The sequence below is a fragment of the Enterobacter asburiae genome, from assembly GCF_024599655.1.
GTDB lineage: Bacteria > Pseudomonadota > Gammaproteobacteria > Enterobacterales > Enterobacteriaceae > Enterobacter > Enterobacter asburiae_D.
In genome coordinates this window covers 3,566,145-3,591,696 of the sequence record NZ_CP102247.1, presented here as the reverse complement: position 1 = coordinate 3,591,696, position 25,552 = coordinate 3,566,145, and the positions used below count along the sequence as shown (strand labels likewise).

Sequence of the window (25,552 nt, the reverse complement as noted above, 5' to 3'; positions counted from 1 at the left end):
AATACAAGGCCTGCCGGAAAGGCAGGCCAGGAGGATTAAGGCTGGTAAATCCCCACGCCAGAATCGTTTTCTTTGCGGGTGCGAGAGATCACGGATTCCGGTGACTCGGCAATACGCAGGCCCATTTCGTCCTCGGTGCGTACCAGCTTCGCGCGCAGCGAGTTGGTCAGCACTTCGACGATCTCGACATCCACGAATTTACCGATCATATCCGGGGTGCCTTCAAAGTTCACCACGCGGTTGTTTTCGGTACGACCGGAAAGTTCCATAATGCTCTTGCGCGAGGTACCTTCCACCAGAATGCGCTGAACGGTGCCGAGCATACGGCGGCTCCACGCGTTGGCCTGCTGGTTAATACGCTCCTGCAGAATATACAGACGCTGCTTTTTCTCTTCTTCCGGCACATCGTCAACCATATCGGCCGCAGGTGTCCCAGGACGCGCAGAGAAGATGAAGCTGTAGCTGACGTCAAAATTCACTTCACCGATGAGCTTCATGGTGCGCTCGAAGTCATCAGCGGTTTCGCCAGGGAAGCCGACGATAAAATCGGAGCTGATCTGGATATCCGGACGCGCTTCACGCAGCTTGCGGATGGTGGATTTGTACTCCAGCACCGTATGCGGGCGGCCCATCAGGTTCAGCACGCGGTCAGAGCCGCACTGAATCGGCAGGTGCAGGAAGCTCACCAGCTCTGGCGTATCGCGATACACGTCAATGATGTCGTCGGTAAACTCCATCGGATGGCTGGTGGTAAAGCGAATGCGGTCGATACCGTCAATCGCAGCCACCAGACGCAGCAGCTCGGCAAAGCTGCCGGTGGTGCCGTCGTAGTTCTCCCCGCGCCAGGCGTTAACGTTCTGGCCCAGCAGGTTCACTTCGCGGACGCCCTGCGCGGCAAGCTGGGCGATTTCAAACAGAATATCGTCTGCAGGACGGCTGACTTCTTCACCGCGGGTGTAAGGCACCACGCAGTAAGTGCAGTATTTGTTGCAGCCTTCCATGATGGAGACGAAGGCGGTCGGGCCATCGGCGCGCGGCTCTGGCAGACGGTCAAACTTTTCGATCTCCGGGAAACTGACGTCAACGACCGGGCTGCGGTTGCCGCGAACCTGATTGATCATCTCTGGCAGGCGGTGCAGGGTCTGAGGACCAAAGACAATATCCACATACGGGGCTCTCTGGCGGATCAGCTTGCCTTCCTGCGACGCGACGCAGCCACCCACGCCGATGATCAGGTCCGGATTTTTTCGCTTGAGAAGCTTCCAGCGGCCTAACACGTGAAAGACTTTTTCCTGCGCTTTTTCACGAATCGAACAGGTGTTCAGCAGCAGCACGTCCGCTTCTTTCACATTTTCTGTCAGCTGGTATCCGTGGGTTGAATCCAGCAGATCGGCCATCTTGGATGAATCGTATTCGTTCATCTGACAGCCCCAGGTTTTTATATGGAGTTTTTTAGTCATCGACTTGCTCAGCTCAGGATTGCAAGCCGCGTATTGTAATGCTTTGGTGGGGTTGTGACCAGTATGAAGGTTATGTGTCTCAGGACCGCAAAAATCCGGTAAACTTAAGGGATTCTCCAATAAGGAAAATTGACCATGACACTCCTACACACCGAAGTTGCCGTTGTCGGCGGCGGTATGGTCGGCGGCGCGATGGCGCTGGGGCTGGCGCAGCAGGGATTTGAGGTAACGGTAATTGAACAGGCTGCTCCGCCGGCCTTCGATCCCGCCAGCAAACCGGATGTGCGCATTTCCGCGATCAGCGCGGCGTCCGTCGATCTGCTGCGCGGGCTGGGCGTCTGGGAGGCGGTGCTGGCGATGCGCGCCCATCCTTACAGCCGTCTTGAAACCTGGGAGTGGGAAAATGCCCACGTCGCGTTTGATGCCGCTGAGCTGAAGCTGCCGCGCCTGGGTTATATGGTGGAAAACAACGTGCTCCAGCTGGCGCTCTGGCAGGCGCTGGAGACGCATCCGAAGGTGACGCTGCGCGTTCCGGCGTCGCTTAAGGCGCTGCATCCTCACGAGAGCGGCTATTTACTGACGCTCGACAGCGGCGATGAACTGGCCGTGAAGCTGGTCGTTGGGGCGGACGGCGCTAACTCGCAGGTCAGACAGATGGCGGGTATCGGGGTTCATGCCTGGCAGTATGAGCAATCCTGCATGCTGATTACCGTCGAGTGCGAGAATGCGCCGGGAGAAAGCACCTGGCAGCACTTTACGCCGAACGGTCCGCACGCCTTTTTACCGCTGTTTGATAACTGGGCGTCGCTGGTGTGGTACGATAAACCGGCGCGCATTCGCCAGCTGCAGGGACTTTCAATGGAACAATTGCAGCGGGAAATCCGCCTGCACTTCCCGAGCCGTCTGGGCAACGTTACGCCGGTCGCTGCCGGGGCGTTTCCGCTTACGCGCCGTCACGCTTTGCAGTATGCCCGTGAAGGGCTAGCGCTGGTGGGCGATGCGGCACACACCATTCATCCGCTGGCCGGGCAGGGTGTCAACCTGGGGTATCGTGATGTCGATGCGTTACTGGATGTGCTGGGCAGCGCCCGCGGGCACGCGGAAAACTGGGCCAGCCATCAGGTCCTGAAACGTTACCAGACGCGGCGCATGGCGGACAATTTCATCATGCAGTCGGGGATGGATCTCTTCTATGCCGGGTTCAGTAATGACCTCGCCCCGGTGCGCATTCTGCGTAATATTGGATTGATGGCAGCGGAGCGTGCCGGTGGTCTGAAACGTCAGGCGCTGAAATACGCCTTAGGACTTTAATCTTTGCTCCGACTATTCCCTCGCCCCTTTGGGGAGAGGGTTAGGGTGAGGGGGCATCAGGCCGCACAATTCTGAGCAACAAAAACAAAAAAGCCCGCAGAGCGGGCTTTTTTGTTACTTAAGTGGCTGGGGTGCAGGGATTCGAACCCCGGAATGCTGGTATCAGAAACCAGAGCCTTACCGCTTGGCGACACCCCAATTGCGTTAAACAAACTGCTTAACGACTTTTTAAATTGGCTGGGGTACGAGGATTCGAACCTCGGAATGCCGGAATCAGAATCCGGTGCCTTACCGCTTGGCGATACCCCAACAATTTGTCTTGATTACCGAAAAATCGACAATCTTAATTTGGTGGCTACGACGGGATTCGAACCTGTGACCCCATCATTATGAGTGATGTGCTCTAACCAACTGAGCTACGTAGCCAGTACTGCAATCTTCGATGGCTGGGGTACCTGGATTCGAACCAGGGAATGCCGGTATCAAAAACCGGTGCCTTACCGCTTGGCGATACCCCAATACCGCGGAGAACCGCAAAATCGAAGAAATATGGCTGGGGTACCTGGATTCGAACCAGGGAATGCCGGTATCAAAAACCGGTGCCTTACCGCTTGGCGATACCCCATCCGTGCAACGCTTACCTGGGAATGGTGCGGGAGGCGAGACTTGAACTCGCACACCTTGCGGCGCCAGAACCTAAATCTGGTGCGTCTACCAATTTCGCCACTCCCGCAAAAAAGATGGTGGCTACGACGGGATTCGAACCTGTGACCCCATCATTATGAGTGATGTGCTCTAACCAACTGAGCTACGTAGCCATCTTTTTTCGCGTTACCTTATCGGCGTTGCGGGGCGCATTATGCGTATAGACCCTTGCAGCGTCAACACCTTTTTCAACGAAAATAGCCGGAATGTGACTGTTTGGTTAGGTTGCGAACAGCGTGACCGAATATTCGGCAATTATTGGTTATTAATCAGATTTAGACGGTGAAATACGAGGCAAAAAAATCAGGCCCCTGAGGGGCCCGATTGCGATCTGAGTGATTATTTGTAGGCTGACTGGTGAACGCCTACCGCGCGTCCTGATGGATCGTTCATGGATTTGAAAGATTCATCCCATTCAATCGCTTTGGCAGAAGAGCAGGCGACGGATGGGCCACCCGGTACGCACTCCGCAGCACTCGGTACCGGGAACAGCTCTTCAAAAATTTCACGGTACAGATAGGCCTCTTTCGAACCCGGCGTGTTGTACGGGAAGCGGAAGCTTGCGGTTTCCAGCTGTTGATCAGAAACCTGTTTCGCCGCGACCTCTTTCAGGGTGTCGATCCAGCTATAACCTACGCCATCAGAGAACTGCTCTTTCTGACGCCATGCTACGCTCGCCGGCAGGTAGGATTCAAAACATTCGCGCAGGATATGTTTTTCCATTTTGCCGTTGCCGCACATCTTGTCCTGCGGGTTGATGCGCATCGCGACGTCGAGGAATTTTTTATCCAGGAACGGCACGCGCGCTTCCACGCCCCATGCGGACATCGCTTTGTTAGCACGCGCACAGTCAAACATATGCAGCGCCTGCAGCTTACGCACGGTCTCTTCGTGCAGCTCTTTGGCGTTCGGCGCCTTGTGGAAGTACAGGTAGCCGCCAAACACTTCGTCAGAACCTTCGCCGGAGAGCACCATCTTGATGCCCATCGCTTTGATCTTACGCGACATCAGGTACATCGGGGTCGAGGCGCGGATGGTGGTCACGTCATAGGTTTCAATGTGATAGATCACATCGCGGATCGCATCCAGACCTTCCTGCACGGTGAAATGAATCTCATGGTGCACGGTGCCGAGGTGGTTCGCCACTTCCTGCGCGGCTTTCAGATCCGGTGCGCCTTCCAGGCCAACGGCAAAAGAGTGCAGCTGTGGCCACCAGGCTTCAGAGCGCTCCTGATCTTCCACGCGACGGGCCGCGAATTTCTTGGTGATCGCGGAGATCACGGAGGAGTCCAGACCGCCGGAGAGCAGCACGCCGTACGGCACGTCGGACATCAGGTGGCTTTTCACGGAATCTTCCAGCGCCTGACGCAGCTCGGCTTTATCCGTGACGTTGTCTTTTACCGCGTCGAAATCGAACCAGTCACGCTGATAATACTGACGGATCTCGCCGTCTTTGCTCCACAGGTAGCTGCCCGCCGGGAACTCTTTAATGGTGCGGCAGACCGGTACCAGGGCTTTCATTTCAGAGGCAACATAGAAGTTGCCGTGCTCATCGTGGCCCATGTACAACGGGATAATGCCGATATGGTCACGGCCAATCAGGTAAGCGTCTTTTTCGCTGTCGTACAGGGCGAAGGCGAACATGCCCTGCAGGTCGTCCAGGAACTCGGGCCCTTTCTCCTGATACAGCGCCAGGATCACTTCACAGTCAGAACCGGTCTGGAACGCGTAGCGGTCGCCGTATTCGGCGCGCAGCGCCTGGTGGTTGTAGATTTCACCGTTGACAGCCAGCGCGTGCGTTTTCTTCTCGTTATACAGTGGCTGTGCACCGGCGTTGACGTCAACAATAGACAGACGTTCGTGAGCCAGAATCGCTTTATCACTGGCGTAAACGCCTGACCAGTCTGGTCCGCGATGGCGCATCAGGCGGGACAGTTCGAGTGCCTTTTTACGCAGTTCGCCCGCGTCAGTTTTAATATCCAGTACGCCAAAAATTGAACACATAACCTTCTCCGTTAACCCTGTTGCTTTGTAATGTTGCTTGCTTATGAAAATGCCGCAAAGGGGCAGGGCGCGCAAGCGTTTTACGGGTGAAAACGGAAATAGTGCAATGGTGATTGTGGAATAGTGAAAAAAGAGTACGTCATGAAGTCTTTTATTGATGATTATGCAATAAAACGTGCTTTTTGTTAGATGGGGTTTTGTTTGTATAGGCCTTAAATGAAAAACCACGCCCTGAGGCGTGGTTCGGTATCAGATAATGTCAATTTCATCGACGGAGGGGTAAATCCAGCTTGGCCGGAACGGCATCGAATCAATGTCATCAAGTTGAGATACGCCGGAGAGGACCAGTATTGTCTCCAGACCCGCCTGGAAACCGGCCAGAATATCGGTGCGCAGGTTGTCGCCGACAATAACGGTTTCTTCAGAATGGGCCTGCATTTTGTTCAGCGCGGCACGAATGATCCACGGGCTAGGTTTCCCGACCACAAACGGCTTACGACCGGAGATTTTCTCGATACCGGCGCAGAGCGCGCCGCAGGCCGGATAAAAACCACGGCCGTGCGTATCCGGGTTGGTGGCGATAAAGCGCGCGCCGCTGGCGACAAAGTATGCAGCTTTATGCATCATCTCCCAGTTAAAGGAGCGCGTTTCGCCAACAATCACAAAGTCCGGGTTAACATCGGTGATGGTAAAGCCCGCTTTGTACAGCTCATGGATCAGCGCGCCTTCACCCACCACGTAGGCTTTTTTCCCTTCCTGACGCTTCAGAAAATCCGCCGTGGCCATCGCCGAGGTATAAAACACGCTGTCCGGGACGTCGACACCCGCCGTGGCAAAGCGGTTTGCCAGATCCTGACCGGTCTGAGAAGGGTAGTTCGTGAGCAGAACCAGTGGCATTCCTTTGTCGATGATGCGGTGAAGAAACTCCGCAGCACCCGGCACGGCAACGTTGTCGTGCATCAGCACGCCGTCGATATCACAAATTACATTCTTAATGGTCATGGACAGTCCGACATCAAAAAAAGAAGGCGTTACTATAAGGTCCGATCAGCTTTCCAGCAAATGCTGCAGCAGAATTCCGTTGAGCATGGCGCGTTTGACCAGCGCGAACGCGCCAATCGCCGAGCGATGGTCAAGCTTTGAACGAACCACCGGGAGATTCTGGCGGAATGCTTTCAGCGCCTGGGTGTTAATACAGCCTTCAATGGCGGGGAGCAGCACCTTTTCCGCTTCCACAATTTCACCGGCAATCACCACTTTTTGTGGGTTAAACAGGTTAATGGCGATGGCAATGGTTTTCCCCAGGTGGCGTCCTACCTGCTCGATCACTTCGCAGGCCAGCGCGTCGCCCTTATTGGCGGCTTTGCAGATGGTGCCTATCTTGCAATCGTCCAGCGTGACGCGGCTTTGGTAACCCTGTTCAAGAAGATGGCGAACGCGCTGCTCGATGGCCGTGTTGGCGGCAATGGTTTCAAGACAACCGAAGTTGCCGCAGTGGCAGCGCTCCCCGAGGGGCTCAACCTGAATGTGGCCAATCTCGCCGACGTTGCCGTTGCGACCAATAAAAATTCGGCCGTTAGAGATAATACCCGCGCCCGTTCCGCGGTGAACGCGCACCAGAATAGAGTCTTCACAGTCCTGGCTCGCACCAAAGTAGTGCTCTGCCAGCGCCAGCGAGCGAATGTCGTGACCCACAAAGCAGGTCACTTTAAAACGCTTTTCCAGCGCGTCGACCAGCCCCCAGTTTTCAACCTGAATGTGCGGCATATAGCGGATCACGCCGCTTTCCGGGTCGACCAGACCGGGCAGAATTACGGAGATGGCGATGAGTTCGCGGATCTTGCGCTGACAGCTTTCAATAAACTGCGCGATGGTATTGAGCAGCGCATGCTCCAGCGTCTCCTGGGTGCGCTCCGGAAGAGGGTAGTGCTCTTCCGCAATGGCTTTACTGCTCAGATCGTACAGCGTGAGCGTGGTGTCATGGCGGCCCAGACGGACGCCAATTGCCTGAAAATTGCGGGTTTCGGTAATAATGGAGATCGCGCGGCGGCCCCCGGTGGAGGCCTGCTGATCGACTTCTTTGATCAGACCGCGCTCAATGAGCTGACGGGTAATTTTTGTCACGCTGGCGGGAGCAAGCTGGCTTTGTTCGGCTATCTGAATTCGCGAGATTGGTCCGTGCTGGTCAATCAGGCGGTACACCGCCGCACTGTTAAGTTGTTTAACGAGATCGACATTACCGATTTGAGCTTGTCCGCCAGGTGTCATACTTTTACTTACTCAGTGACGACCTCGTTACCATTAACGATGGTCTTAATAATTTTATAATCGTGTGTGAATGCCGTCAGGTTTGCAACCATACCTGGTGCAATTCCGCCGAGTTGTTTATCCACGCCCATTGCGCGAGCCGGATAAAGGGTTGCCATACGCAGGACTTCATCAAGCGCAATCCCGCAATGTTCAACCAGGTTACGCACCCCTTCAATCATGGTTAAAGAGGAACCGCTCAGCGTACCGTTTTCATCCACACACAGTCCATTGCGGTAGTATATTGTTTTACCGGCAAAAATGAACTGCTCAATATTTGCACCTGCCGGTGCGGTGGCATCCGTCACCAGACAAAGCTTGTCACCTTTCAGCCGCTTAGCGTTGCGGATGTTGGTGTAATCGACATGCAAGCCGTCAGCAATAATGCCGCAGTAGACGTCTGGCTCATCCAGAATCGCCCCGACCAGACCCGGTTCACGGCCTGTGATATACGGCATGGCGTTGTAAAGGTGCGTTGCGAAGGTAATGCCCGCGCGGAAACCGGCTTTCGCTTCTTTCAGCGTCGCGTTTGAGTGCCCTGCTGAAACGATAATCCCGGCACCAGCCAGTTTGCTGATGACATCCGTCCCCGCTATTTCAGGCGCCAGCGTCACTTTGGTGATCACATCGGCGTTCGCACATATGTAGTCAACCAGCTCCGCATCAGGTTTACGCACGTAATTCGGGTTATGCGTTCCTTTCTTGACCATATTCAGCCATGGCCCTTCAAGGTGCAGACCCAGCGCCTGATTAGGGTGCTTGGCCAGATATTCGCGCATCACGCGGATACCCTGCTTCATGAGGTCATCACTGCTGGTGATAAGCGTTGGCAGATAGCTGGTGCAGCCCGATTTCTCGTTGGCTTTCTGCATGATCTCCAGCGTTTCGACCGTCACCGCATCCGCGGTATCATTGAATTGCACACCGCCGCAGCCGTTGAGCTGAACGTCGATGAAACCGGGGGAGATTACTGCTCCATTGAGTGAGCGCTGTTCAATCTCCGGCGGCAGTTCTGCCAGCGGGCAAACACGTTCAATCAGGCCATCAGCGATAACAATCGCATGGTCATCCAGAATTTCATGGCCGGTATAAATCCGACCGTGGGTTAAAGCGTACATAACGACCCCCGGTTAAAAAAAGCGGCCGCCTCTTGATGAAGAGGCGGTTATTCAATTACAGACCTTTGATGTTCTCAGCTTCTAACTCGTTGAAGTATTTCAGCGTTTTTACCTTCAGCTCCATCGTGGACGGTTCGTCGCAGACGATGACTGATTTAGGATGCAGCTGCAGGCAGCTGATGGTCCACATATGGTTAACGTTGCCTTCTACGGCCGCCTGGAGCGCCTGCGCTTTCACGCCGCCCAGCACCAGAATCATCACTTCTTCGGCATCCAGCAGGGTGCCTACGCCAACGGTCAGGGCGTATTTCGGAACCTGGTTAACATCGCCGTCAAAGAAGCGGGAGTTTGCCACGCGCGTGTCATGGGTCAGCGTTTTAATACGCGTGCGGGAAGCCAGAGATGACGCCGGTTCGTTGAACGCGATATGACCATCGTTGCCCACGCCACCCATGAACAGGTGGATTTTACCGTAAGAACGGATTTTTTCTTCATACTGACGGCATTCTGCGTCAATATCAGGCGCGTTTCCATTCAGCAGGTTAATATTTTCAGCTGGGATATCAACGTGATCAAAGAAATTGCGGTGCATGAAGCTATGGTAGCTTTCCGGATGTTCCTTTGGCAGGCCAACATATTCGTCCATGTTGAACGTCACAACATGCTTAAAGCTAACCTGGCCTGCTTTATGCATCTCAACCAGCGCCTTATAGGCGGTCAGCGGGGTACCGCCGGTTGGAAGGCCAAGAACGAAAGGACGATCGGCGGTCGGTTTGAACGCGTTAATACGATTAACGATATGGCGAGCGGCCCATTTACCGACTTGTTCAGCAGTTGCCAGGGGAATCAGTCTCATTGTTCACCTCAAGAGTTAAAGTAGAAGAGTGGGCGGATGGCTATCGGAACCTGATACGTAAGCGTAACCTGGAAACTTTCAGGCCGGATCAATCCGTCTTGATTTTTTGAATGATAAAATAAGTTTTCGCTGTTAGCCAGTATAAGGGAGGGTGAATAACGATATTTGGTGACAAAAATCACAAAAAGTACGCGTTTAATTTGCGATACGAATTAATTTTTCACACACTCACAATGCCAGTGAAGCATCAACGGTATCTATCGTTCGTGACACAATAAAAAACAGAGCTGAGAACATGCCTTAAACGGGGTCTCATAGGGGGAAGAAAGTGAGTATTCTAGGTTATTTACAAAAGGTTGGTCGCGCACTGATGGTGCCGGTCGCCACGCTGCCTGCCGCAGCCATCCTGATGGGTGTCGGCTACTGGATCGACCCCAACGGCTGGGGTAATACCAGCGCGCTGGCGGCGTTCTTTATCAAGTCAGGTTCCGCCATTATCGACAACATGTCCGTGTTGTTCGCGATTGGTGTGGCTTACGGTATGTCCAAAGACAAAGACGGCGCCGCTGCGCTGACCGGTTTTGTCGGTTTCCTCGTGTTAACCACCCTCTGCTCGCCTGCAGCGGTGGCCATGATCCAAAAAATTCCGGCGGACCAGGTTCCGGCGGCATTCGGTAAGATCAGCAACCAGTTCGTCGGTATCCTTGTGGGTATCATCTCCGCTGAACTGTATAACCGCTTCAGCAGCGTAGAGCTGCCAAAAGCACTCTCCTTCTTTAGCGGACGCCGTCTGGTCCCCATCCTGACCTCGTTTGTGATGATCGTTGTTGCGTTCATCATGATGTACGTCTGGCCGATGATCTTCGACGGTCTGGTGAACTTCGGTGAGCACATCCAGAAGCTGGGTTCTGTCGGTGCGGGCGTGTACGCGTTCTTCAACCGTCTGCTGATCCCGGTCGGTCTGCACCACGCGCTGAACTCCGTATTCTGGTTCGACGTTGCTGGTATTAACGATATCCCTAACTTCCTGGGTGGCGCACAGTCCATCGAAGCAGGTAAAGCGGTTGTCGGTATCACCGGTCGTTACCAGGCGGGCTTCTTCCCGATCATGATGTTTGGTCTGCCGGGTGCTGCGCTGGCTATCTACCACTGCGCGCGTCCAGAGAACAAAGCGAAAGTGCTGGGTATCATGATGGCGGGGGCATTCGCGGCCTTCTTCACCGGTATCACCGAGCCGCTGGAGTTCTCCTTCATGTTCGTGGCGCCGGTGCTGTATGTGATTCACGCCGTGCTGACCGGTATCTCCGTGTTCATCGCTGCCAGCATGCAGTGGATTGCCGGTTTCGGCTTCAGCGCCGGTCTGGTGGATATGGTGCTGTCGTCCCGTAACCCGCTGGCGACCCACTGGTGGATGCTGATCCCGCAAGGTCTGGTGTTCTTCGCGATCTACTACGTGGTGTTCCGTTTCACTATCACCAAATTCAACCTGATGACGCCGGGTCGTGAACTGGCCGTGGCCGGTAGCGAAGCGGATGGTCAGGATATGAACGTGAGCGGTGCTCAGGATCAGGACGTATCTGGTCTGGCGCGTCAGTACATCGCCGCTGTCGGCGGTTCTGACAACCTGACCGGTATCGACGCCTGTATCACTCGCCTGCGTCTGAACGTTAAAGACTCTTCCCTGGTGAACGAAGCGCTGGCCAAACGTCTGGGTGCTTCCGGCGTTATCCGCCTGAACAAAACCAGCGTGCAGATTATCGTTGGCTTCGTGGCAGAGAAAATTGCTAACGCCATGAAAACCACCGGTCCGGTAGCCGCAGCAGAAGCTTCTGCCGCACCTGCCGCCGCGCCAGCGGCTGCAAAACCGCAGGCGGTACCTAACGCCAAAACGGTAGCCGCGCTGGTTTCACCGGTGACCGGTGAAGTCGTTGCGATTGAGCAGGTGCCTGACGAAGCCTTCGCCAGCAAAGCGGTCGGTGACGGTGTGGCGGTGAAACCAACGGAAAAAACCGTTGTGTCTCCGGCGGCCGGTACCATCGTGAAAATCTTCAACACCAACCACGCGTTCTGCCTCGAAACCGAAAATGGCGCGGAGATCGTTGTCCATATGGGTATCGATACCGTTGCGCTGAACGGTCAGGGCTTTACTCGCCTGGTGGAAGAGGGCGCTGAAGTGGTAGCCGGGCAGCCGATTCTGGAAATGGATCTGGACTTCCTGAACGCCAACGCGCGCTCCATGATAAGCCCGGTCGTTTGCAGCAACATCGATGACTTCAGTGGCCTGGTCATTCAGGCGAAAGGTCAGGTTGTTGCGGGGCAAACGCCGCTGTATGAGATTAAAGGCAAGTAATCGCTCCTGAGTAGAGTCATGCCTTAAGCGGCGGGGGATATCCTCCGCCGCTTTTTTTTGCAGCAAACGCCCCCATTATTTTCATCAGATACGTATTTTCCGTAACTAAGGGTTGTCACTACGTCCTGCTTATAAGATCATACGCCGTTATACGTTGTTTACGCTTTGAGGAATCCACGATGAGTGAGGCAGAAGCCCGCCCGAGTAACTTTATTCGTCAGATCATCGATGAAGATCTGGCCAGTGGTAAGCACACCACAATTCATACCCGCTTCCCGCCGGAGCCGAACGGCTACCTGCACATCGGGCATGCAAAATCTATCTGCCTGAACTTTGGCATTGCCCAGGACTACCAGGGCCAGTGCAACCTGCGTTTCGATGACACCAACCCAGTAAAAGAAGACATCGAATACGTTGAGTCCATCAAGAATGACGTGCAATGGCTGGGCTTCAACTGGTCTGGCGATATCTGCTACTCCTCTGACTATTTCGATCAGCTGTATGCCTACGCGGTTGAACTTATCAATAAAGGTCTGGCGTATGTTGACGAACTGTCTGCTGATGAAATCCGTGAATATCGCGGTACGCTGACTGCGCCGGGCAAAAACAGCCCGTTCCGCGATCGCAGCGTGGAAGAGAACCTGGCGCTGTTTGAAAAAATGCGTGCCGGTGGCTTCGAAGAAGGCAAAGCGTGCCTGCGTGCCAAAATCGACATGGCATCTCCGTTCATCGTGATGCGCGATCCGGTGCTGTACCGCATCAAGTTCGCAGAACACCACCAGACCGGTAACAAGTGGTGCATCTACCCGATGTACGACTTCACCCACTGCATCAGCGATGCGCTGGAAGGCATTACGCACTCCCTGTGTACGCTGGAGTTCCAGGACAACCGTCGTCTGTACGACTGGGTGCTGGATAACATCACCATTCCTGTGCATCCGCGCCAGTACGAGTTCTCTCGTCTGAATCTGGAATACACCGTGATGTCCAAGCGTAAGCTGAACCTGCTGGTGACCGACAAGCACGTTGAAGGTTGGGATGACCCGCGTATGCCGACCATCTCCGGTCTGCGTCGTCGTGGTTACACTGCCGCCTCTATTCGTGAGTTCTGCAAACGTATCGGCGTGACCAAGCAGGACAACACCATCGAGATGGCCTCCCTGGAATCCTGCATTCGCGAAGATCTCAACGAAAACGCTCCGCGTGCGATGGCCGTTATCGATCCGGTGAAACTGGTTATCGAAAACTATCCGCAGGGTGAAAGCGAGCTGGTCTCCATGCCTAACCATCCGAACAAACCGGAAATGGGTAGCCGTGACGTACCGTTCAGCGGTGACATCTGGATTGACCGCGCTGACTTCCGCGAAGAAGCCAACAAGCAGTACAAGCGTCTGGTGCTGGGCAAAGAAGTGCGTCTGCGTAACGCCTACGTCATCAAAGCCGAGCGCGTAGAGAAAGATTCGGAAGGGAATATCACCACCATCTTCTGTTCTTACGATGCAGAGACTCTGAGCAAAGATCCTGCTGACGGCCGTAAAGTGAAGGGCGTTATTCACTGGGTGAGCGCTTCCCACGCGCTGCCGGTAGAAATTCGTCTGTACGATCGTCTTTTCAGCGTGCCTAACCCAGGTGCGGCGGAAGATTTCCTGGCGACCATCAACCCGGAATCTTTGGTAATCAAGCAGGGTTATGCGGAGCCTTCTCTGAAAGCCGCTGAAGCGGGCAAAGCGTTCCAGTTTGAACGTGAAGGTTACTTCTGCCTGGACAGCCGTTACAGCACGGCGGAAAAACCGGTATTTAACCGTACCGTCGGCCTGCGTGATACCTGGACGAAGATCGGCGAATAATATTGCTGCTCTGGTCAATGAGAGACAAACGCCGCACTATGCGGCGTTTTTTTATTTAACGATCAGGGTATTAAGCCAGGGACTAAAGAGGCGTCATAAAAATATCAGGTCAATGAGGTGCTACTTATTTTTTAAAAAAAAGTTTGTGTCATTACGAAAATCAAAAAGATGATAAAAAAGGAAAGAGAACCCACGTCTAGCCACTGAAATACCTGATAATTCCCCGCCATTACTCGCCTCTCTGCAAATGTTACAAATCACTACCAATTATGTGCACTTCGTCATAATCCTGACTTTTGTCCGCTAAAAAGCATTGATAATTCGCGTCGCGAAAAATAACCTAAAGACGGTAGTTAATTCGAGGGTATTTAAAACTACCCCTGACCATTTGGTCTTTTTTATTTACGCCGTTTCAGGCGTTTTAATTCGTCAAAGAGGAATAATCTATGCGTACGTTCAGTGGCAAACGTAGTGCGCTGGCGCTGGCTATTGCCGGTGTGACAGCAATGTCGGGCCTGGTGGTGACACCAGAGGCGAAAGCGGCAGGCTTCATCGACGATTCTACCCTCACGGGCGGTATTTATTACTGGCAGCGTGAACGTGACCGTAAAGACGTCACTGAAGATAAATATAAAACCAACCTTTCGCACTCCACCTGGAACGCCAACCTGGACTTCCAGTCAGGTTATGCCGCGGATATGTTCGGTCTGGATATTGCTGCGTTCACCGCGATTGAAATGGCGGAAAACGGCGACAGCGGCCACCCGAACGAAATCGCCTTCTCCTCCAGTAACAAAGCGTATAAAGAAGACTGGTCCGGCGATAAGAGCGGTATCAGCCTTTACAAAGCCGCTGCGAAATTTAAATACGGCCCGGTATGGGCGCGCGGTGGTTATATTCAGCCAACTGGCCAGACCCTGTTAGCGCCGCACTGGAGCTTTATGCCGGGTACCTATCAGGGTGCGGAAGCCGGGGCTAACTTTGACTACGGTGATGCGGGTGCGTTGAGCTTCTCCTATATGTGGACCAACGAGTACAAAGCGCCGTGGCACATTGAGATGGACAAGTTCTATCAAGGCGATCGTAAAACCAAAGTGGATTATCTCCACTCTTTGGGTTTGAAATACGATTTTAAAAATGACCTTGTCCTGGAAGCAGCGTTTGGTCAGGCTGAAGGCTATATGGATCAGTACTTTGCTAAAGCATCGTATAAATTCGATATCGCTGGCAGCCCACTCTCTACCAGCTATCAGTTCTATGGCGCACGTGATAAAGCCGATGCGCAAAATAACTTAAAGACTAATGATGAGGTCGCGCTGGCTAATGATTTGTATGACGGCACGGCCTGGCTTCAGGCTTTAACCTTTGGCTACAAAATAGGTCAGGTGGATCTTCGTCTGGAAGGTACCTGGGTTAAAGCAGACGGTAATCAGGGCTTCTTCCTGCAGCGCATGACGCCAACCTACGCTTCATCAAACGGACGTTTAGATATTTGGTGGGATAACCGTTCTGACTTCAACGCCAATGGTGAAAAGGCGGTCTTCTTCGGCGCGATGTACGACCTCAAAAACTGGAACCTTGCAGGATGGTCCGTTGGGGCTTCCTACGCTTACGGTTGGGATGCAAAGCCAAGCAGTGCACCGATCTACGATCAGAGCCAGCGCCTGAAAGAATCTGCTTACAGTCTGGATGCTGCATATGTGCTGCAGGATGGCCGAGCGAAGGGCACGATGTTCAAGCTGCACTTCACTCAGTATGACAATCATTCCGATCTGCCTAGCTATGGCGGTGGCTACAACAACATCTTCCAGGATGAACGTGACGTGAAATTCATGGTTATCGCCCCATTCACCATCTTCTGATGAACCCACTGGCGGGTTAACACCCGCCGGTATGGAGACTGCACATGATGAAAAAAATCGTAATCGTCGCGCTGCTGGCATCAGGGCTGGTGGCGTGTGCTCAGACGCAGGCGCCTAAAGAGGACACCCGTCTGAAGGAGGCGTATAGCGCCTGCATTAATACTGCGGAAGGATCGCCGGAGAAGATTGAAGCCTGTCAGAGCGTGCTGAACGTGCTGAAGAAAGAGAAAGCGCACGAGCAGTTCGCGACGCAGGAGAACGTCCGCGTGATGGATTACCAGGCCTGCATTCAGGCGCGTAAAACCGGTAACGATCAGGAAGTGGCGAAGCGTTGCGATAAGATCTGGAACGAGATACGCAATAACAATAAATAAGTGCTTTACGCCCGGTGGCGCTGCGCTTACCGGACCTACAAAGGTGTCATAGCCCGTAGGCCCGGTAAGCGCAGCGCCACCGGGCTTTTTACAGGCAAAAAAAAAGCCAACCTTGCGGCTGGCTCTGAGTATAAGCACTCGCTTATTTCGCGTCGTGCGCGTGGTCGTCTTCGCGGCAGTCGCCTTCAGCGCAGTGACCGTAAAGGTACAGGCTGTGGTTCGTCAGGCGGATGCCATGACGCGCCGCGATTTCACGCTGGCGTGATTCAATGGAATCATCGCTGAATTCAATGACCTTGCCGCAATCGAGGCAGATCAGGTGATCGTGGTGCTGCTGCTGGGTCAGTTCGAAAACAGATTTACCGCCTTCGAAATTATGACGGGTAACAATGCCCGCGTCATCAAACTGGTTCAGCACGCGATAGACGGTAGCCAGCCCAATCTCTTCACCCATGTCGATAAGACGTTTATAGAGGTCTTCCGCACTGACATGGTGATTGTCTGGACCCTGAAGCACTTCAAGGATTTTTAACCGAGGAAGCGTAACTTTCAGGCCAGCCTTCTTTAATGCGGTATTGTTGTCAGTCATGCGGAATCTGTCCTGTTGCTAAACGATTCACTTCTGTAGGAAGTGACAGAAAATGCACCTGGGATAATGCGTCTCATTATAGAACTGCCATGGCTAAATGAAAACTGCAAGTCTCAGGCAAAATATGCTTATAAAAATGGGGTATCACCAACAAACTTGCTCAATGGAAAACCACATTTTATCAGGGAGACATTGTACAGGTCTGGGCGAAAAAGTTAAAAGATTGTAGCGATTAATTTAATCGGTTTGACCTGGAGCACGGGCGCAGCCGTCGCTGCGCCGCGATAAAAATCAGGCGTTCAGAATATCGTCCAGGTGCAGTTCTTCGCGAATCTGCTTCACCCATTTCTCAACGCGCTCTGCCGTCAGCTCTGGCTGACGGTCTTCGTCAATGGCCAGACCCACGAAGTGATCGTCATCGGCCAGGCCTTTAGACGCTTCAAAGTGGTAACCGGCAGTCGGCCAGTGGCCTACGATAACCGCGCCATTCGGCTCAATGATATCGCGGATGGTACCCAGCGCGTCACAGAAGTATTCGGCGTAGTCTTCCTGATCGCCACAGCCAAACAGGGCCACCAGCTTACCGTTGAAGTCCACTTCTTCCAGCGTCGGGAAGAAATCATCCCAGTCGCACTGGGCTTCACCGTAGTACCAGGTTGGGATACCCAGCAGCAGAATGTCATAGCCTTCCAGATCTTCTTTGCTGCTCTTGGCGATGTCATGCACATCAGCAACGTCTTTACCGAGCTGTTTTTGAATGTTTTTTGCGATATTTTCGGTATTGCCGGTATCACTGCCAAAGAAAATGCCGATGATTGCCATGAGTAAAATAACCTCTTGAAACTTAATAGTATGGTGGCGCAATTTGGCCACGGATAAGGGCAATAATAGCAGAACTGGCAACCCTGCGGAAACAGCTATCGCGCAGGACTGCACTCTGTGCTACATGAAAAGGGCGATAAAGGGGATTTTCAGACTTATGCCTGGCTGCGTAACGTCTCAAGCTGGGCGATCAACATCTCTTCAATGAGCTCGCTGCGGCTGATATTTCGCGCGTCAGCCAGCTCGTTCAGCGCATCGACGGCGTCGGCGTTAAGCTTCAGTTCGACACGCTTAAGCCCACGATTTTTATCGCGTTTAAGCTGGTTGCGTTTATTGATACGCAGCTGTTCATCGCGCGAAAGCGGATTCGTCTTGGGTCGTCCCGGGCGACGCTCATTCGCGAACAGATCTAGTGTCGTACGGTCCGTTTGTTCTTTGGCCATGATTCTGAGACTTCGGGGGAAACACGCCGCCCTGCTAATGCCCGGGCGATAAGCGCGCCATCATACATCACCAAAAACGGCACGCCAACGACTGGAAGCCCGCAGCCTTCCAGTCGCTTTCTTTTTAATCAATTTGCAGTATCAGCGAGATAGCGTCGAATGGCGCGCAGCACAGCATCCGGTTTTTCCGCATGCACCCAGTGCCCGGCACCGGCAATCACGTGGGCGCGAGCCTGCGGGAATTGGGCCAGCAGCGTGTCGCGGAACGCGTCGGTAACGTAAGGAGAGTTTCCGCCGCGAATAAAAAGGGTAGGGTGTGGCCAGGCCGGGACGGTTTCCCAGCCCACGATGTTGTTGTACTGGTCCCAGAGCACCGGCACGTTAAAACGCCATTGCCCGTCAACAAACGACTTCAGCAGGAACTGCACGACGCCTTCTTCATCAAGATGTTCACGCATGACGGCAGCCGCCTGTTGGCGTGTCGCGACACCTGCTTCTGTGACCGCGTTAATGGCGGCAAAAATCTCGTCATGACGGCGGACGTCGTAATCCACGGGCGCGACGTCAATCACCACCAGGCCGCTAATACGCTCCGGGGCCAGTGCCGTCAGGGCCATCACCGCTTTGCCACCCATTGAATGCCCGATCAGCGTTACCTTTTGCAGGCTATGTGCATCCAGCGTGTCCAGCAGATCCTGCGCCATCGCCGCGTAGGTCATCTCGTCGGAACGCCCCGAAAGACCGTGATTGCGCATATCGACCTGTAAAATATCGTGGTCGGTAACCAGATCGCGCGCCAGCACGCCCAGGTTATCCAGGCTGCCAAAAAGCCCGTGAACCAGTACGATGGGAGAATTATTGTTCGGCGATTGTGCAGTTTGCGCTCGGGCATTCAATTTCATGGCAAAGTTCTTTTTTTACGTATGTCAGGTTAGGGTATCATGTTGACCATTCTGCCGCCCGGCTGCAAGGTTCCAGTTTAATCTGACTTTTGCCGCCAACCTGGTTTGACGCTATCCGCTGTTGGGATTTGACCTTATAATCCCAATGACTTGTATTCAGATAAGATATCGCACTGGATTAAGATGAAAACAATCGAAGTTGATGACGAACTCTATCAGTATATTGCCAGCCAGACGCGGCATATCGGGGAGAGCGCGTCCGACATTTTACGGCGCATGCTTAAAATTTCCGCCGCTTCACAGCCTGCTACCCCAGTCACCAAAGATGTCGTGTCTCAGCCGAGCGTTGTTGCGCAAGCAAAACCTGCCGTGACGCCGGCAAAAGATAAAGTGCGCGCGATGCGCGAGCTGCTGCTCTCCGATGAATACGCGGAGCAGAAAAAGGCGGTTAACCGCTTTATGCTGGTGCTGTCTACACTTTATTCACTGGATAACAAAGCGTTTGCTGAAGCGACCGAGTCGCTTCACGGCCGTACTCGCGTCTATTTCGCGGGCGACGAGCAGACGCTGCTGCAAAATGGCAATCAAACCAAACCCAAACATGTTCCTGGCACCCCATACTGGGTGATCACCAATACCAATACGGGCCGCAAGTGCAGCATGATTGAACACATCATGCAGTCCATGCAGTTCCCGGCGGAATTGATTGAAAAGGTTTGCGGTACAATTTAACCCTTGCATCAGAAGGACCCGGTAATGGCAAATCACAGCCGTGCAGGCCAACCTGCACAACAAAGCGATTTGATTAACGTCGCTCAGCTGACCGCGCAGTATTACGTGCTGAAACCGGTCGTGGGCAACGCAGAACACGCAGTGAAGTTTGGTACATCCGGTCACCGCGGCAGCGCGGCGCGCCACAGCTTTAACGAACCGCACATTCTGGCCATTGCTCAGGCCATCGCGGAAGAGCGCGCTAAAAACGGCGTTACCGGTCCGTGCTACGTGGGGAAAGATACCCATGCCCTGTCTGAACCGGCGTTCATCTCTGTGGTGGAAGTGCTGGCGGCAAACGGCGTCGACGTGATTGTTCAGGAGAATAACGGCTTCACCCCAACGCCTGCGGTCTCTAACGCCATCCTGGTGCACAACAAAAAAGGTGGCGCGCTGGCTGACGGTATCGTTATCACGCCATCCCACAACCCGCCGGAAGACGGTGGTATCAAATACAACCCGCCTAACGGTGGCCCGGCCGACACTAACGTCACCAAAGTGGTGGAAGATCGTGCGAACGCCTTGCTGGCTGACGGTCTGAAAGGCGTGAAGCGCATCTCTCTGGATGCTGCCATGGCGTCCGGTCACGTGAAAGAGCAGGATCTGGTTCAGCCGTTCGTGGAAGGGCTGGCGGATATCGTTGATATGGCGGCCATCCAGAAAGCCGGCCTGAAGCTGGGCGTGGATCCGCTGGGCGGCTCCGGTATCGAATACTGGAAACGTATCGCCGAGCATTACAAGCTGGATCTGACCATCGTGAACGATCACGTCGATCAGACCTTCCGCTTTATGCACCTGGACAAAGACGGCGCGATCCGTATGGACTGCTCCTCCGAGTGCGCGATGGCGGGCCTGCTGGCGCTGCGTGATAAATTCGATCTGGCGTTTGCTAACGACCCGGATTATGACCGTCACGGTATCGTCACCCCTGCCGGGCTGATGAACCCGAACCACTATCTGGCCGTCGCGATTAACTACCTGTTCCAGCACCGTCCGCAGTGGGGCAAAGAGGTAGCTGTCGGTAAAACGCTGGTGTCCTCCGCGATGATCGACCGCGTGGTCGAGGCGCTGGGCCGCAAGCTGGTGGAAGTGCCGGTGGGCTTCAAATGGTTCGTTGACGGTCTGCACGACGGCAGCTTCGGTTTTGGTGGTGAAGAGAGCGCGGGGGCATCTTTCCTGCGTTTCGACGGCACGCCATGGTCAACCGATAAAGACGGCATCATCATGTGCCTGCTGGCGGCGGAAATCACCGCGGTCACCGGTAAGAACCCGCAGGAACATTACAATGACCTGGCGGCACGCTTTGGTGCACCAAGCTATAACCGTATTCAGGCTAGCGCGACGTCAGCTCAGAAAGCAGCCCTGTCCAAACTCTCTCCAGAGATGGTCAGCGCAAGCACCCTGGCGGGCGATCCGATCACTGCCCGTCTGACGGCGGCGCCGGGCAACGGTGCGTCTATCGGTGGTCTGAAAGTGATGACCGAGAACGGCTGGTTCGCCGCGCGTCCGTCCGGTACGGAAGACGCGTATAAAATCTATTGCGAAAGCTTCCTCGGCGCTGAGCACCGTCAGCAGATTGAGAAAGAAGCTGTAGAGATTGTCAGCGAAGTGCTGAAAAACGCATAAGTGCGGTTTGGTGCGGGCTGGTGCCCTCACCCCGGCCCTCTCCCACAGGGAGAGGGAGAAAACATTAAAAACGGCAACCTTTGGGTTGCCGTTTTGCATTGACCTCGTAGGCCCGGTAAGCGCTAGCGCCACCGGGCTTTTTTTTAACTATGCTTGTTCTTCAATTCAAACCGCGGTGACACCAGACCGTACAGCGTCCAGCCCATAAAGGTCACCATCGCGCCATACAGCATCGCTTCCTGGCCGGACGAATAGAGCGCATAGAAGCTGTAGATTGCCCCAATCAGCGCCACGATATTGGCCGCACGCGCTTTGCGTGGATCCACCTTCGCCACCTTCTGGATGATCACCAGCGCCGCCATCGACAGAATATACGGAATGATATTTGTCACCACCGCCAGGTTCACCAGCACGTTGAACTGGCTGTTCAGCGACGGGCTAATGGTCATCAGCGACAATCCACTCTGGAAGATGACAATCGCCAGCATCCCCTGCACCGGCGCATCCGCTTTGGTCACGCGGGAGAAGATTTTTGGGAAGTAACCTTCATCAGCCGAGGATTTAAACACCTGTGCGATGGTGAACTGCCAGCCGAGGAGTGAACCGCAGCAGGACATGACCATCAGACCCATGATCACTTTCCCGACTTCCGGGGTGAACATCTGCGCGAAGGCCAGCCCGAACGGCGCCGTGGAGTTAGCCAGATCCATATTCGGTACGATGCCCGCAATCACGTTAGTCGAGACGATATAGATCACCGCCGCGCCCAGCGTGCCGCCGAGGACCGCAATCGGCACGTTCTTTTCCGGATTCTCTACCACTTCCGCGTTCGCACAGGCGGATTCCAGACCCAGGAAGGCCCACAGCGTCATGGCGATGGATGACCCAACAGCGGTAAAGAACGGCACATGGTGCGGGTTCCAGGAGTTGGCGTAGAGCGTCGGGCTGAACCAGAACCAGCCGATGATGCACAGGCCGACAACCGGAATAATCACGCCCCAGACGGTGATGCTGGAGAGCTGCCCGGTGATACGCGCGCCGCCAAAGTTAGCCACGGTGCAGATCCACAGCACCCCGATGGTCGCCAGCCCAATTTGTACCGGGCTGAGCGTCGCGCCAAACAGCTCCGTACCGTAACCCACCGCGGAGATGGCAATCGCCACGTTGGCGATCAGCAGCGACACGCCGTAGGTATAGTTGGCCATAAAGTTGCCCGACTTGCCAAAGGCATACTCGGCATAGCCACCCATGCCGCCTGACTTACGGCTGAACATCCCGCACTTGGCGAACGCCCACGCCAGCGCCATTGAACCGACTGCCGTTACCAGCCAGGAGATGATAGAGATGGTACCCACCTCTGCCAGTTTGGTGGGCAGCATGATAATCCCGGAGCCCATCATGTTTACCATGGTGAGGATGGTCAGCTGCACCACGCCCATCTTATTGGACTTACTCATAATTTTTCTCCTTTCAGCAGCGCGGGCTGAGCGGCGGGTTGTTTGATGACGTTGCAGCGAACCTGTTTGCGCCCCTCACACTCTTCGACGTACACACCCTGCAGCTCCGGCGCGAAGCCCGGCAGAAGGTTGATGCCTTCTTCCAGCGCGGCAAAGTAGCGCAGCACGGAACCGCCCCAGACTTCCCCTGGGACCACGCACAGCACCCCCGGTGGATAAGGAAGGGCGCCTTCGGCGGCGATGCGGCCTTCCGCGTCGCGCAGGGAGACCAGCTCAACTTCACCGCGCAGATAGGCGTAGTTCGCGTCCTGCGGGTTCATCATCACGCGTGGGAAGTGTGACTTGCGGAACATCTCTTTCTGCAGCTGCTTCACGTTGTGGCGGGCGTACAGGTCATGCATTTCCTGGCAGATCTGGCGCAGGGTGTAATCCGCGTAACGTTCCGGATGCTGTTTGTAGAGAGAAGGCAGGACCTCTTTCAGCGGAACATCGCTCTCGAGCAGTTTTTCGAAGCGCACCAGCTGCGCCACCAGCTGTTGCAGTTTGCCCATATCTTCCGCAGGCGTGAGCAGGAACAGGATCGAGTTGAGGTCGCATTTCTCCGGCACGATGCCGTTTTCACGCAGGAAGTTGGCAAGGATAGTGGCGGGCACGCCGAAGTCCTCATACTCCCCGGTGCGGGCGTTAATGCCCGGCGTGGTCAGCAGGAGTTTGCACGGGTCGATAAAATACTGATGCTCAGCGTAGCCTTCAAAAGCGTGCCAGTTTTCACCCGGTACGAAGTGGAAGAAGCGCAGATCGGTCGCAATCTCCGCGGTGTCCCAGCTTTCCCACGGGCGGCCATCCACCGTCTCCGGCACGAAGGGGCGCAGATACCGGCAGTTCTCCAGAATTAGCTTGCGCGCTTCGATACCGTTCACCACGCAGTCCATCCACATGTTGCGGCCGCTCTGGCCCTCATGCATACGGGCGTTAATGTCCAGCGCAGCGAACAGCGGATAAAACGGGCTGGTGGAGGCGTGCATCATAAATGCATTGTTCAGCCGCTTGTGCGGGACATAGCGCTGTTGCCCTTTGATATGGCTGTCTTTCTTATGGATTTGCGAGGTCTGCGAGAAGCCGGCCTGCTGTTTATGCACGGACTGGGTGACCAGGATCCCCGGATCGTTTTCGTTCAGCTCCAGCAGCAGCGGAGAGCAGTCGGCCATCATCGGAATAAACTGCTCGTAACCCACCCAGGCCGAGTCAAACAGGATGTAATCACACAGGTGCCCAATCTTATCCACCACCTGACGGGCGTTATAGATGGTGCCATCGTAGGTACCCAACTGGATCACCGCCAGACGGAACGGACGCGCATCGCGTGTACGGCCCGGTGCCACCTCTGCCACCAGCTCGCGCAGATAACTTTCTTCAAAGCAGTGGGCGTCAATGCCGCCAATAAAGCCGTACGGGTTGCGCGCGGTCTCCAGATAGACCGGCGTTGCGCCAGCCTGGAGGAGGGCACCGTGATGGTTAGATTTGTGGTTGTTACGGTCGAACAGCACCAGGTCGCCCGGGGTGAGCAGGGCGTTAAGCACCACTTTGTTGGATGACGAGGTGCCATTCAGCACGAAGTAGGTCTTATCGGCATTAAAGACTTTTGCCGCATGCTGCTGGGCGATGCACGGCGCGCCTTCGTGGATCAGCAGATCCCCCATCGCCACGTCGGCGTTGCACAGATCGGAGCGGAAAAGCGTCTCACCAAAGAAATCGACAAACTGATTACCGGCAGGATGGCGGCGGAAGAACTGGCCACCCTGATGCCCCGGGCAGTCAAACGCGCTGTTGCCCTGTTTTACATAGTCGACAAGCGCGCGGAAAAACGGCGGGCGCAGCTGGGTTTCATACTTCTGGGCTGCCGCTTCCAGCTGGCGTCCATAAAAGTCGTTGCTGGTGTCTGAATACTCAAATACGCCATGAATGCGCGATAAATAGTCTGCCGGGATGAACTCTTCTTTGTGCGTCGCGACAAATACAGGAATGCCAAAACCGGTGGCTTCTATTTCGTCCAGGATACCGCTGGCAATATCCGTGACCGCCAGAACAATGGCGGCAACATCAATATAATCAGAAGCGCGGACATCTACCAGCTCACGCTGGGTAGTAAAACAATCCGGACATGCACGGCTGGCTGCGATTTTTAAACTTTTCATCTTTCTCTCTTTATTTTAGGTAATAAGCGTCCCTCGATTTCTTGCAAGTAAGAAATCGATAATTTACCGGAAAAAAAGCAAAGGGTGGCCGCTGATTAAAATCAGTGAATTGCTTTTTTGATGATTGAAATTCAGTCCGCCCGGTGCGGATGAGTCTGAATCAAGATGAATGAGCGCACGAGTTCACAGGCAATGGCCTGTAAAATAAGGTGTTTCAGGATAACCTGTAAGCGAGTGCGCCAGAAGTCGAAGGACTACCGGGCATTAAAGAGATGAAAGTCAAAGCAGTTTCGGTGGGCAAACATCATGATATGTGTTGTCCGCCTTATATGGGGCATTAAGCGATTGTTGTTTTCCATGTTTCATTTTCCTTTCAGTAATTGAAAGCATGGTCATTTTATCCAGTAAAAGGCGATTAACCGTGAGATAGATCACCGTTAACCGATCAAATCAGAAATAAATATTCGTTTCAAATGAATATGGCAGATCAAAATTCTGATTTGTTGATGATGCGTTAATGGGTTGTGTTATTAATGTTTTAAATGAGCGTAAA

Annotated in this window: 20 protein-coding genes and 7 tRNA genes; 7 read left to right on the top strand and 20 right to left on the bottom strand. The window is 54.2% G+C overall.

The window, feature by feature from the left end:
* Nucleotides 1–35: 35 nt before the first annotated feature.
* Complete coding sequence (miaB, locus tag NQ230_RS17145) at nucleotides 36–1,460, bottom strand: tRNA (N6-isopentenyl adenosine(37)-C2)-methylthiotransferase MiaB (RefSeq protein ID WP_032641703.1); 1,425 nt, start codon at nucleotides 1,458–1,460, stop codon at nucleotides 36–38.
* Nucleotides 1,461–1,595: 135 nt separating this feature from the next.
* Here miaB and ubiF point away from each other — a divergent pair, with 135 nt between their 5' ends.
* Complete coding sequence (ubiF, locus tag NQ230_RS17140; protein ID WP_257258367.1) at nucleotides 1,596–2,771, top strand: 3-demethoxyubiquinol 3-hydroxylase; 1,176 nt, start codon at nucleotides 1,596–1,598, stop codon at nucleotides 2,769–2,771.
* A 123-nt stretch (nucleotides 2,772–2,894) separates the two neighbouring features.
* On the opposite strand, the gene NQ230_RS17135 is transcribed toward ubiF, so the two are convergent.
* From NQ230_RS17135 to nagB, 12 genes are all read right to left on the bottom strand, one after another.
* Nucleotides 2,895–2,969, bottom strand: a tRNA-Gln gene (locus tag NQ230_RS17135).
* A gap of 36 nt (nucleotides 2,970–3,005) precedes the next feature.
* A tRNA-Gln gene (locus NQ230_RS17130) sits at nucleotides 3,006–3,080 on the bottom strand.
* A gap of 40 nt (nucleotides 3,081–3,120) precedes the next feature.
* Nucleotides 3,121–3,197: transfer RNA gene (locus NQ230_RS17125), tRNA-Met, on the bottom strand.
* Nucleotides 3,198–3,214: 17 nt separating this feature from the next.
* Nucleotides 3,215–3,289: transfer RNA gene (locus NQ230_RS17120), tRNA-Gln, on the bottom strand.
* A gap of 32 nt (nucleotides 3,290–3,321) precedes the next feature.
* Nucleotides 3,322–3,396, bottom strand: a tRNA-Gln gene (locus NQ230_RS17115).
* 23 nt (nucleotides 3,397–3,419) lie between these two features.
* Nucleotides 3,420–3,504 (bottom strand) — tRNA-Leu (locus tag NQ230_RS17110).
* Between the two features lie 8 nt (nucleotides 3,505–3,512).
* A tRNA-Met gene (locus tag NQ230_RS17105) sits at nucleotides 3,513–3,589 on the bottom strand.
* A gap of 226 nt (nucleotides 3,590–3,815) precedes the next feature.
* On the bottom strand, nucleotides 3,816–5,480 hold the full coding sequence (asnB, locus tag NQ230_RS17100; RefSeq protein WP_014069343.1) for an asparagine synthase B: 1,665 nt from the start codon (nucleotides 5,478–5,480) through the stop codon (nucleotides 3,816–3,818).
* 249 nt (nucleotides 5,481–5,729) lie between these two features.
* On the bottom strand, nucleotides 5,730–6,482 hold the full coding sequence (gene nagD, locus NQ230_RS17095) for a ribonucleotide monophosphatase NagD (protein ID WP_063143173.1): 753 nt from the start codon (nucleotides 6,480–6,482) through the stop codon (nucleotides 5,730–5,732).
* Nucleotides 6,483–6,527: 45 nt separating this feature from the next.
* A complete protein-coding gene (gene nagC, locus NQ230_RS17090; RefSeq protein WP_021242995.1) occupies nucleotides 6,528–7,748 on the bottom strand; it encodes a DNA-binding transcriptional regulator NagC in 1,221 nt (406 codons plus the stop codon).
* An 8-nt stretch (nucleotides 7,749–7,756) separates the two neighbouring features.
* The gene (gene nagA / locus NQ230_RS17085; protein ID WP_257258366.1) at nucleotides 7,757–8,905 is read right to left on the bottom strand and encodes an N-acetylglucosamine-6-phosphate deacetylase; all 1,149 of its coding nucleotides are present in this window, start codon (nucleotides 8,903–8,905) and stop codon (nucleotides 7,757–7,759) included.
* Between the two features lie 55 nt (nucleotides 8,906–8,960).
* A complete protein-coding gene (gene nagB / locus NQ230_RS17080; protein ID WP_028012356.1) occupies nucleotides 8,961–9,761 on the bottom strand; it encodes a glucosamine-6-phosphate deaminase in 801 nt (266 codons plus the stop codon).
* A gap of 328 nt (nucleotides 9,762–10,089) precedes the next feature.
* Between nagB and nagE the strand changes: the two genes are divergently transcribed.
* The 4 genes from nagE to chiQ all read left to right on the top strand — a co-directional run bounded on the left by nagE (nucleotide 10,090) and on the right by chiQ (nucleotide 16,194).
* Nucleotides 10,090–12,111 (top strand): N-acetylglucosamine-specific PTS transporter subunit IIBC, encoded by a 2,022-nt coding sequence (gene nagE / locus NQ230_RS17075; RefSeq protein WP_213821296.1) that lies wholly within the window; start codon nucleotides 10,090–10,092, stop codon nucleotides 12,109–12,111.
* Between the two features lie 179 nt (nucleotides 12,112–12,290).
* Nucleotides 12,291–13,958, top strand: a complete 1,668-nt coding sequence (glnS, locus tag NQ230_RS17070; RefSeq protein WP_121425449.1) for a glutamine--tRNA ligase — start codon at nucleotides 12,291–12,293, stop codon at nucleotides 13,956–13,958.
* A gap of 446 nt (nucleotides 13,959–14,404) precedes the next feature.
* Nucleotides 14,405–15,820, top strand: coding sequence for a chitoporin ChiP (gene chiP, locus NQ230_RS17065; protein ID WP_193940226.1), 1,416 nt, complete (start codon nucleotides 14,405–14,407; stop codon nucleotides 15,818–15,820).
* A 47-nt stretch (nucleotides 15,821–15,867) separates the two neighbouring features.
* Entirely contained in the window at nucleotides 15,868–16,194 is a 327-nt protein-coding gene (chiQ, locus tag NQ230_RS17060; protein ID WP_032661388.1) for a ChiQ/YbfN family lipoprotein, read from the top strand.
* A gap of 142 nt (nucleotides 16,195–16,336) precedes the next feature.
* On the opposite strand, the gene fur is transcribed toward chiQ, so the two are convergent.
* The 4 genes from fur to ybfF all read right to left on the bottom strand — a co-directional run bounded on the left by fur (nucleotide 16,337) and on the right by ybfF (nucleotide 18,950).
* Complete coding sequence (gene fur, locus NQ230_RS17055; RefSeq protein WP_023310771.1) at nucleotides 16,337–16,783, bottom strand: ferric iron uptake transcriptional regulator; 447 nt, start codon at nucleotides 16,781–16,783, stop codon at nucleotides 16,337–16,339.
* 291 nt (nucleotides 16,784–17,074) lie between these two features.
* Nucleotides 17,075–17,605, bottom strand: a complete 531-nt coding sequence (fldA, locus tag NQ230_RS17050) for a flavodoxin FldA (RefSeq protein WP_008501067.1) — start codon at nucleotides 17,603–17,605, stop codon at nucleotides 17,075–17,077.
* Between the two features lie 155 nt (nucleotides 17,606–17,760).
* Entirely contained in the window at nucleotides 17,761–18,048 is a 288-nt protein-coding gene (gene ybfE / locus NQ230_RS17045; protein WP_023334913.1) for a LexA regulated protein, read from the bottom strand.
* Nucleotides 18,049–18,176: 128 nt separating this feature from the next.
* A complete protein-coding gene (gene ybfF / locus NQ230_RS17040; RefSeq protein ID WP_257258363.1) occupies nucleotides 18,177–18,950 on the bottom strand; it encodes an esterase in 774 nt (257 codons plus the stop codon).
* A gap of 183 nt (nucleotides 18,951–19,133) precedes the next feature.
* Between ybfF and seqA the strand changes: the two genes are divergently transcribed.
* Nucleotides 19,134–19,682 carry a replication initiation negative regulator SeqA gene (gene seqA, locus NQ230_RS17035; RefSeq protein ID WP_008501070.1) on the top strand — a complete coding sequence of 183 codons (549 nt, stop codon included), beginning with the start codon at nucleotides 19,134–19,136 and terminating at the stop codon, nucleotides 19,680–19,682.
* Between the two features lie 24 nt (nucleotides 19,683–19,706).
* A complete protein-coding gene (gene pgm, locus NQ230_RS17030; RefSeq protein ID WP_032649535.1) occupies nucleotides 19,707–21,347 on the top strand; it encodes a phosphoglucomutase (alpha-D-glucose-1,6-bisphosphate-dependent) in 1,641 nt (546 codons plus the stop codon).
* Between the two features lie 143 nt (nucleotides 21,348–21,490).
* On the opposite strand, the gene potE is transcribed toward pgm, so the two are convergent.
* The 3 genes from potE to speFL form a co-directional block, all read right to left on the bottom strand.
* Nucleotides 21,491–22,804, bottom strand: coding sequence for a putrescine-ornithine antiporter (gene potE, locus NQ230_RS17025; RefSeq protein WP_014831099.1), 1,314 nt, complete (start codon nucleotides 22,802–22,804; stop codon nucleotides 21,491–21,493).
* Nucleotides 22,801–24,999, bottom strand: a complete 2,199-nt coding sequence (gene speF / locus NQ230_RS17020; RefSeq protein ID WP_257258359.1) for an ornithine decarboxylase SpeF — start codon at nucleotides 24,997–24,999, stop codon at nucleotides 22,801–22,803. Before speF ends, potE begins: the two co-directional genes overlap by 4 nt.
* A gap of 254 nt (nucleotides 25,000–25,253) precedes the next feature.
* Nucleotides 25,254–25,358, bottom strand: coding sequence for a leader peptide SpeFL (gene speFL / locus NQ230_RS17015; RefSeq protein ID WP_003858645.1), 105 nt, complete (start codon nucleotides 25,356–25,358; stop codon nucleotides 25,254–25,256).
* Nucleotides 25,359–25,552 lie beyond the last annotated feature (194 nt).

Coding starts and splice junctions, on each gene's coding strand:
- ybfE (WP_023334913.1), bottom strand. CDS start 18,048: ATGGCCAAAGAACAAACGGACCGTACGACACTAGATCTGTTCGCGAAT.
- chiP (WP_193940226.1), top strand. CDS start 14,405: ATGCGTACGTTCAGTGGCAAACGTAGTGCGCTGGCGCTGGCTATTGCC.
- speFL (WP_003858645.1), bottom strand. CDS start 25,358: ATGGAAAACAACAATCGCTTAATGCCCCATATAAGGCGGACAACACAT.
- nagA (WP_257258366.1), bottom strand. CDS start 8,905: ATGTACGCTTTAACCCACGGTCGGATTTATACCGGCCATGAAATTCTG.
- glnS (WP_121425449.1), top strand. CDS start 12,291: ATGAGTGAGGCAGAAGCCCGCCCGAGTAACTTTATTCGTCAGATCATC.
- fur (WP_023310771.1), bottom strand. CDS start 16,783: ATGACTGACAACAATACCGCATTAAAGAAGGCTGGCCTGAAAGTTACG.
- potE (WP_014831099.1), bottom strand. CDS start 22,804: ATGAGTAAGTCCAATAAGATGGGCGTGGTGCAGCTGACCATCCTCACC.
- ubiF (WP_257258367.1), top strand. CDS start 1,596: ATGACACTCCTACACACCGAAGTTGCCGTTGTCGGCGGCGGTATGGTC.
- seqA (WP_008501070.1), top strand. CDS start 19,134: ATGAAAACAATCGAAGTTGATGACGAACTCTATCAGTATATTGCCAGC.
- nagB (WP_028012356.1), bottom strand. CDS start 9,761: ATGAGACTGATTCCCCTGGCAACTGCTGAACAAGTCGGTAAATGGGCC.
- fldA (WP_008501067.1), bottom strand. CDS start 17,605: ATGGCAATCATCGGCATTTTCTTTGGCAGTGATACCGGCAATACCGAA.
- nagC (WP_021242995.1), bottom strand. CDS start 7,748: ATGACACCTGGCGGACAAGCTCAAATCGGTAATGTCGATCTCGTTAAA.
- miaB (WP_032641703.1), bottom strand. CDS start 1,460: ATGACTAAAAAACTCCATATAAAAACCTGGGGCTGTCAGATGAACGAA.
- speF (WP_257258359.1), bottom strand. CDS start 24,999: ATGAAAAGTTTAAAAATCGCAGCCAGCCGTGCATGTCCGGATTGTTTT.
- asnB (WP_014069343.1), bottom strand. CDS start 5,480: ATGTGTTCAATTTTTGGCGTACTGGATATTAAAACTGACGCGGGCGAA.
- chiQ (WP_032661388.1), top strand. CDS start 15,868: ATGAAAAAAATCGTAATCGTCGCGCTGCTGGCATCAGGGCTGGTGGCG.
- nagD (WP_063143173.1), bottom strand. CDS start 6,482: ATGACCATTAAGAATGTAATTTGTGATATCGACGGCGTGCTGATGCAC.
- ybfF (WP_257258363.1), bottom strand. CDS start 18,950: ATGAAATTGAATGCCCGAGCGCAAACTGCACAATCGCCGAACAATAAT.
- pgm (WP_032649535.1), top strand. CDS start 19,707: ATGGCAAATCACAGCCGTGCAGGCCAACCTGCACAACAAAGCGATTTG.